This window comes from Paracraurococcus ruber, assembly GCF_004353985.1.
Lineage (GTDB): Bacteria > Pseudomonadota > Alphaproteobacteria > Acetobacterales > Acetobacteraceae > Paracraurococcus > Paracraurococcus ruber.
On the sequence record NZ_SMOA01000287.1, the window covers coordinates 1 to 6,368 of the forward strand.

The following is a 6,368-nucleotide window of genomic DNA, read 5'->3' on the forward strand; positions in this document are numbered from 1 at the left end:
AGGCGGACGGAGGCCCAGCGCAGGAAGCACAGGCCTGACCGGTTCAGGCACTCCCAATCCTTGGCGAGGCGACGACAGCGGTTCAGCCAGGCGATAGTCCGTTCGACGATCCAGCGCTTCGGCAGCACGACGAAGCGGTGCCGGTCGCAGCGTCGGACGATCTCGAGGTTCACCTGGCCACAGGCGGCCTTCAAGCCGTCCTGGAACTTGGCGCCCTGGTACCCGCTGTCGGCATAAAGCTTGAGCAGGAACGGGTAGAGACCGAACAGCGTGCTCATCAGCAGCACGCCGCCGTCGCGGTCCTGGATGTCGGCAGCGTGCACCACCGCCTGCATCAGCAGGCCCTGGGTGTCGACCAGCACATGGCGCTTTTTGCCTTTGATCTTCTTGCCCGCGTCGTAGCCCGGCGGGTCGATGCAGCGCCCCCTTTTTCCGCGCTCTTGACGCTCTGGCTGTCGATGATCGCGGCCGTCGGGCTGGCATCGCGTCTGGCCTGCTCGCGGCACAGCACGTAGAGCGCGTGGTGGATGCGCTCGAGCGTCCCATCCTCGTCCCAGCGCCGCAGGTAATCGTTCACCGTGCTCTTCGGCGGCAGATCCTTCGGCAGCGCCGACCACTGGCAGCCGGTCGACAGGATGTACATCACCCCGTTCACCACCGCCCGCTCCACCACCGTACGTTTGTTGCCGCCTGGCTTCCCTGGCGGGATCAGCGGCTCGACCAACACCCACTCCGCGTCCGTAAGGTCACTCGGGTAGCGCAGCTTGCTGCGGTCATACCGACCGCGGTTTTCCGGCGTCCACATCCCGCCACTTCGCCCACCGCCAACCACCACACACCAGTCACAACCGATTCAGATGACTCAACACGTTCCCGGACAGACACTAAGACGTATCGGTCCGGCGTGCGGCCCGGCGAGGATACACCACCGCTACGTGGCCAGGAATCGCCCCTGCAGCGTCGAGGAGGTGAGGCGCCGCACGCTGCCGCAACGCCCCGTTCCGGAAACCGAGGCCCCAGCAGTTGGGCCCAAGGCCGCCCGGCGTCCGAGTGACCCCGATGCATCCAGGCATCGGGGCCGCTGCATCAGACCATCACCTTTAGACCGCCACGCCCGCGAACTGGAGCAAGTCGTGGATCGTCTTGATCGTCCGCCCGTCGGGCAGCCTGAGCGGCCCGCCAGCACCCGGCGTCGACTGGGACGGATCCCAGTTGCGGTTGCCGACGAGATAGGATTCCGGATCGGCCAGCAACACGCCGAGTATGGTTTCCGCCACGATGCGGCTGCCGACCTCGCCGAGGCGCTGCCCGCCCTCGCGCACCTCGGCCTCCTTGAGCACGTAGAACCAGAGCGGCGTGCGCTCGAAGAACCCACCCTGCTGCATCGCCTGCAGCATCGCCGGGCTGGCATCCTTGCCCAGTTCCTCGCCGCTCAGCGGCGCCACGCCCACCGCCTTCGCCACTGCCTGACCAGTCGGCAGGGCAAGCTGGTAGCCGCGCCGCAAGTTGCGCCGCGCGAGGTGTCTGAGCAGTTCGGCAAGTCTCCGTTCCTCGTGGCCGCCCCCCTCCGCCGGCGCGGCAGCTTCGTTCGGCAGGACACCGAGCGTCGGTGCCAGATGGGTGTCGATCTTCCGTGCGAAGCGACCGGGAATGGTGACGTTCCGGTCCGGCCGGCCGTTCTGGCCGGGGATCACGACGTTTGATTCGTCGTGCGGGTTGGTACCGTCGAACCGGTCCCATTCGATGATCCAGTTGTGTGGCAGCGTTTTCTGTGGCGCTTGCCGGCCAGGATCGAACGGCGTCGCCGATTTGCCGGTGAACAGGAACAGCAGGCCGAGGGACGCGCTCGGGATGAGGAATCCCGGGCTGTCGTCAGGCTTGCGGCCGAAGTTCCGGTTATAGTCGTAGCTCTCCCGGATCATCGAATGGCCGAAGCGATAGCAGGCGACCGAGAACTCAACCGGCATGAATGGCTCACGCACCGAACCGAAGCATTTGCGGTAGAGCGGCGCGCGTTCCTGCAGGACCTTGTCGACCACGTCGGCCCGCAGCAGAGTCGTCAAGAACTGGTTCACCGTCAGCCACTGGAAGGTCCAGCGGACGATCCGGCGGGTGTCCTCGAACAACTCGTCCTGGCTGCGCGCTTCCTGCCGAGGATCCTTGAACCGGAGCCAGTCGACGACCGCGTTGTGAAAGCGGAGCAGCGCCGTATGGAACTGGGCGACGATCAGGTTCTCGTCGTTGCGCGGGTCGCCGATGAAGGCTCGCTGGCGGAAGGTTGGGCTGTCCCGTACCTCATGCGGAAAATCGTCTTCCCTAACCACGCCGAGATCGAGCAAGGCGCCGATCCGCGGCAGGTCGCGGTGCAGGTCGTCGGACGGCGGCGGGATCGGGCCGGCCGAATTCGCATCCGGCGGCACGACCTCGGCGGTGCCGATCCGCATCTTCGCGCCGTCGCGCAGCCGCCGTGCCAGGCGCAGGTTCCGGCCTGCTGCCCGGCGCGATTTCTCCCCGTGGCGGCCGGGAGGCCCGTCGCCATAGAGGCAGTCGAGTTCGAGCGCCGGAGTACGCCGATTGAGCAGGTCGCGCTCCACCGTCTTCCGGTCGGCGGGTTTTAGCGCCGGCGTATCCACTGTGATGTCGGAAGTCTCGGTCGTGCGGTCGGTCCGGGCGGTCAGCTCATGGTCGATGAACTGGCTCCAGTAGGTGAAGATCGGGGGAAAGCTTGCATCGGGATTGTTCGTATCGGCGGGCTGATCGACCATGGCAACGCCGAGCGCGTCGAGCGCCCTGACCGTCTCCTCACCGACCTGCAGCAGGTCTTCCGGACCGGCGACGCCGATCAGGTAGCGGAACGGCGTCAGGTTGTCTTCGTCGAAGTCCTCGCCGGTGGCGGCCGGAGCGAGCTCGGCCGCCCGTAGGCCGAAACGGCTGTGCTCTTCGGCGCCGGTCTTCGAAAGAACATGCCCGCCGTGCTTGAATTGCAGGAACATCAGACTCTCCTCAGTCAGGGCAAAGCTTCCATTGTTCCGCACGAGGGAGGCGGCGTCTCTTGGTGGAATGCTCCGCGAGCACCGGTCAGCCAGAATGATTCGCCACCCCCGTTTGGCCCGACGCTGAGTGGCGTCGGACCAGGACCCTTGTGTTCAGGGTCGCGTGGCGCGCATTCCGAGCGCCACCACCCGATGATGCGGCCCGAGGGGGAATGGATGATGTGCCGCCGCGCACCATCGGAACGTGCAATGCAAAACTCGCAGTAGAATAGGGTGCACAAAATCTAGAGCTGAACTGCCCCTCGGAAAGCATTGACAGCGCTTTGGCGTGAAAAAGTAACAAAAAAGCAGAGGATGCCCAGGCATGTGCCGGTCGGCACAGCGGCACCAGCCGGTTCTGCCGACAGTCAGGGCCGGGGGCACAAGGCCTCCATGCTAGGCCGAGGAGGCCAGGATGAGGCCGTTCGCACCGACATCGCCGTCTCTGCCGCCAATGGCACGAGGTTCCCGCACCCCGCGCTCCACCGCCTTCCTGCGGCAGGCTGCGCCGGCAGCGGCTGCGGCGCTCTCCCTGCTGCCGGTATCCGCCAAGGCGCACATCAAATGGTTCGCGCCCTACGACGTCACGCAGGCACCGCAGCCGCTCGCCGAGGTGCTGACGTTGCAGTTCCTGTTGACCTTTGGCGGCTTCGCTTTGCTGGTGGCTGGAAGTTTCCTGCTCGACCGACTGGTCACCAAGGCATGGCCCCGGTTCAGCCGGCCCGGCGATCCGGACGCCACCGAGACGCTGCTGCGTGCCGGGACGGGTGCCTATTTCGTGGCACTCTTCGCTGGCGGCGGGGTCATCCTCACGCCGGAGCTGCGGACCGGTGCTGAGTGGCTGCCTTGGTTGCAGTTCGGGATCGCTGTAAGCATGCTCTCGGCCCGCAGTTGCGCCTTCGGCGGCATCGGCATCCTGGTGCTCTACGGCTACGGCGCGGCGCAGTACGGCGCTTTCCACCTTGCCGACTACCCGATGTTCCTCGGCATGGCAGCCTACATGGTGCTGACCTCTTGCACCTCGGAGCGGGCGCGAGCGCTGCGGATGCCCATCCTGTACACGAGCATCTGCGCCACACTGATGTGGGGTGCGATCGAGAAGTGGGCCTATCCACAATGGACCTTCCCTTTGCTCGCGGCCCGTCCCTACCTAACGCTCGGGATCCCGGCCGACGCCTTCCTGGTCCTGGCGGGCTTTGTCGAGTTCGCCTTCGCCTTCTACATCTTGACCGGCTTGGGCATGCTGCGGCTCGGCATCCTCGGGCTCGGCCTGATCTTCACCTTGGCCATCATCGATTTCGGACGGATGGACGCCATCGGCCATCTGCCTACCATCGTTGCGATGGCGGCGATGTTCCTGCATGGCCCGACCGCGCTGCACCATGCGGTGCATGCCGGGCGTCGTGGACCGGTCGGCGAGGCCAGTCGGGCAGGCGGGTGCTTCGCCGCTGCCATCGGGATCTTCTTCCTCGCCTACTACGGGATGCAACACGCCGAATACGGCGGCGGGCAGGACGCCGTGCAACGGCTCGCCACCCTGCCCTCGTCCGCGGCCCGGTGAGCATGGTGGGGGAGTGCAGCCCATGGCGACCCTCCCGATGCAGGGCCCAGCCTTCGCCGCCTACCTGGCGGCATCGGTCCTGATCAGCGGTCTCGGCGCGGTCGGCGCCGCCCTGGCCCTGACCCCAAGTTTTGGCGGCCCGGAGCTGTCCCGCGGCGCCAGGATCTACACCGAGGAATGCGCCGGCTGCCATGGGGCAAGCCTGCAGGGCCGGATCGCTGGCCCGCCGGGCCAGCGGATTCCGCCACTCGGCGTCACCGGGCATGCCTGGCAGCACTCCGACGCCGAGCTTTTCCGACTGGTCGCTCGTGGCAGCAACCCAGGGGCGGGGTCTGCCATGCCGGCCTTCGACGACCGACTCGCGCAGGCGGAAATCGAAGCGGTCCTGATCTATGTGAAGAGCCACTGGCCGGCGCGGTTCAGGTACCAACAAGCGGCGCTGCATCCCGGCGGCGACGGCGCGCTGGTCGCCCTGCTCCGCGATCCCGACGCGACCCTGCCAGGCGACTGCCTGCCCGCGGTCGCGACGACCCGCTAAGCTCGGCGTTGTTGCATAGGTCGCCCAGTCTGGGTGTGTCGGATAGGCTGGCGAGGAGGGCCAGCCCTCGATGACCGAGGGTGGACCGAGCTTGCCGTTCAAGGCCAACGCTGATCGTGGGCACCACATCCCGCAGCAGCGCCACCGGGTGACGAACTGGGCGGAGTACGATGTGGGTCTGCGGGCTCGGGGCAGCCTGACCGTGTGGTTTTCCGAGGCGGCGATTGAGGGCTGGCGCGCCGAAGCGCGCACTGGCCGAGGTGGGCAGCCGAAATACTTGGCCCTGGCGATCGCCATCGCCCTGACGCTGCGGCCGTATTCCACCTGGCGTTGCGGCAGACCGAGGGCCTGATCGGCTCCATTCTGCAGTTGCTCGGCCTCGACCTCGCCGTCCCGGACCAAAGTACTCTCAGCCGCCGCGGCGGGACGCTCGAGGTGACGCAGTCGCGCTGCGGGCGTGAGCCGGTGCACCTGTTGGTCGATAGCACCGGACTACGGCTGTGCGGTCCCGGAAGCTGCTTGGAGGAGAAGCATGGCAGTAGGCGGCGCCGAGCCTGGAGGGTGCTGCACCCCGCGACCGACGCCGATACGGGCCAGATCGGCGCCTCGGTACTGACCGACAGGGATGCTGACGATGGCTCGCAAGCAAGTCGGCCCCTTGCTCGACCGGGTTGATGGCTCTGTGGCGACTTTCACCGGCGATGGTGCTTCCGATCGGGACGCTGTCTATGCCGAGGTCACGGCGCATCATCCCAGCGCGGCCGTGGTGGTCCCGCCACGCTCGAGCGCGGTGTCGAGCGGCGCGGCCGAAACCGCGCCGACGCAGCGGATGCGCACCTTCGGTGTATTGCCGAACGCGGCCGAAGGGGCTGGCAGCGCGCGTCGGGCTACAACTGGCGTGGCCTGGTAGAGGCCGACGTCTCCCGGTGGAAGCGCGTCATCGGTGACGGGCTCCGCTCCCGCACGGACCGGCGACAGGCTACAGGCGACCGAGGTAGCCATCGCCGCCGACGTGCTGAACCGAATGCTTGAGCTTGGGCGGCCCGAATACCTTCGCGTCGCCTGATCACAAGCGCAGACAGGGGCGAATGCGTCCAGGTCACCGACCCCTGTAACGAGACCTGTGCGCGGATGTGTTTGGACGCGACGCGCGCTGGGCTGATTCGCTGCCTGTGTGGGCGAAGGAGGTCAGCATGGCACGGCGGCGGATTGGTCAGGAAAACCTTATTGCGCGGGC

4 protein-coding genes and 1 pseudogene are annotated in these 6,368 nt (G+C 66.9%); 3 read left to right on the top strand and 2 right to left on the bottom strand.

The annotated features are described in order from the left end of the window. Positions 1–805, bottom strand: a protein-coding gene (locus E2C05_RS27100) for an IS5 family transposase (RefSeq protein ID WP_133222770.1) whose coding sequence is annotated in 2 segments (ribosomal slippage) — positions 1–418 and positions 418–805 — 806 coding nt annotated over the 2 segments. Because the reading frame shifts where the segments join, the coding sequence is not laid out codon by codon here. This gene is flagged as partial in the annotation. Between the two features lie 295 nt (positions 806–1,100). Then, positions 1,101–2,993, bottom strand: coding sequence for a peroxidase family protein (locus tag E2C05_RS27105; protein ID WP_133222771.1), 1,893 nt, complete (start codon positions 2,991–2,993; stop codon positions 1,101–1,103). A gap of 454 nt (positions 2,994–3,447) precedes the next feature. Between E2C05_RS27105 and E2C05_RS33445 the strand changes: the two genes are divergently transcribed. The 3 genes and pseudogenes from E2C05_RS33445 to E2C05_RS27115 all read left to right on the top strand — a co-directional run bounded on the left by E2C05_RS33445 (position 3,448) and on the right by E2C05_RS27115 (position 6,197). Continuing rightward, a complete protein-coding gene (locus E2C05_RS33445; RefSeq protein WP_158292391.1) occupies positions 3,448–4,593 on the top strand; it encodes a hypothetical protein in 1,146 nt (381 codons plus the stop codon). A gap of 22 nt (positions 4,594–4,615) precedes the next feature. Continuing rightward, entirely contained in the window at positions 4,616–5,131 is a 516-nt protein-coding gene (locus E2C05_RS27110) for a c-type cytochrome (protein WP_158292392.1), read from the top strand. A gap of 91 nt (positions 5,132–5,222) precedes the next feature. Continuing rightward, a pseudogene (locus tag E2C05_RS27115) lies at positions 5,223–6,197 on the top strand (IS5 family transposase). The last annotated feature ends 171 nt before the right edge of the window (positions 6,198–6,368 follow it).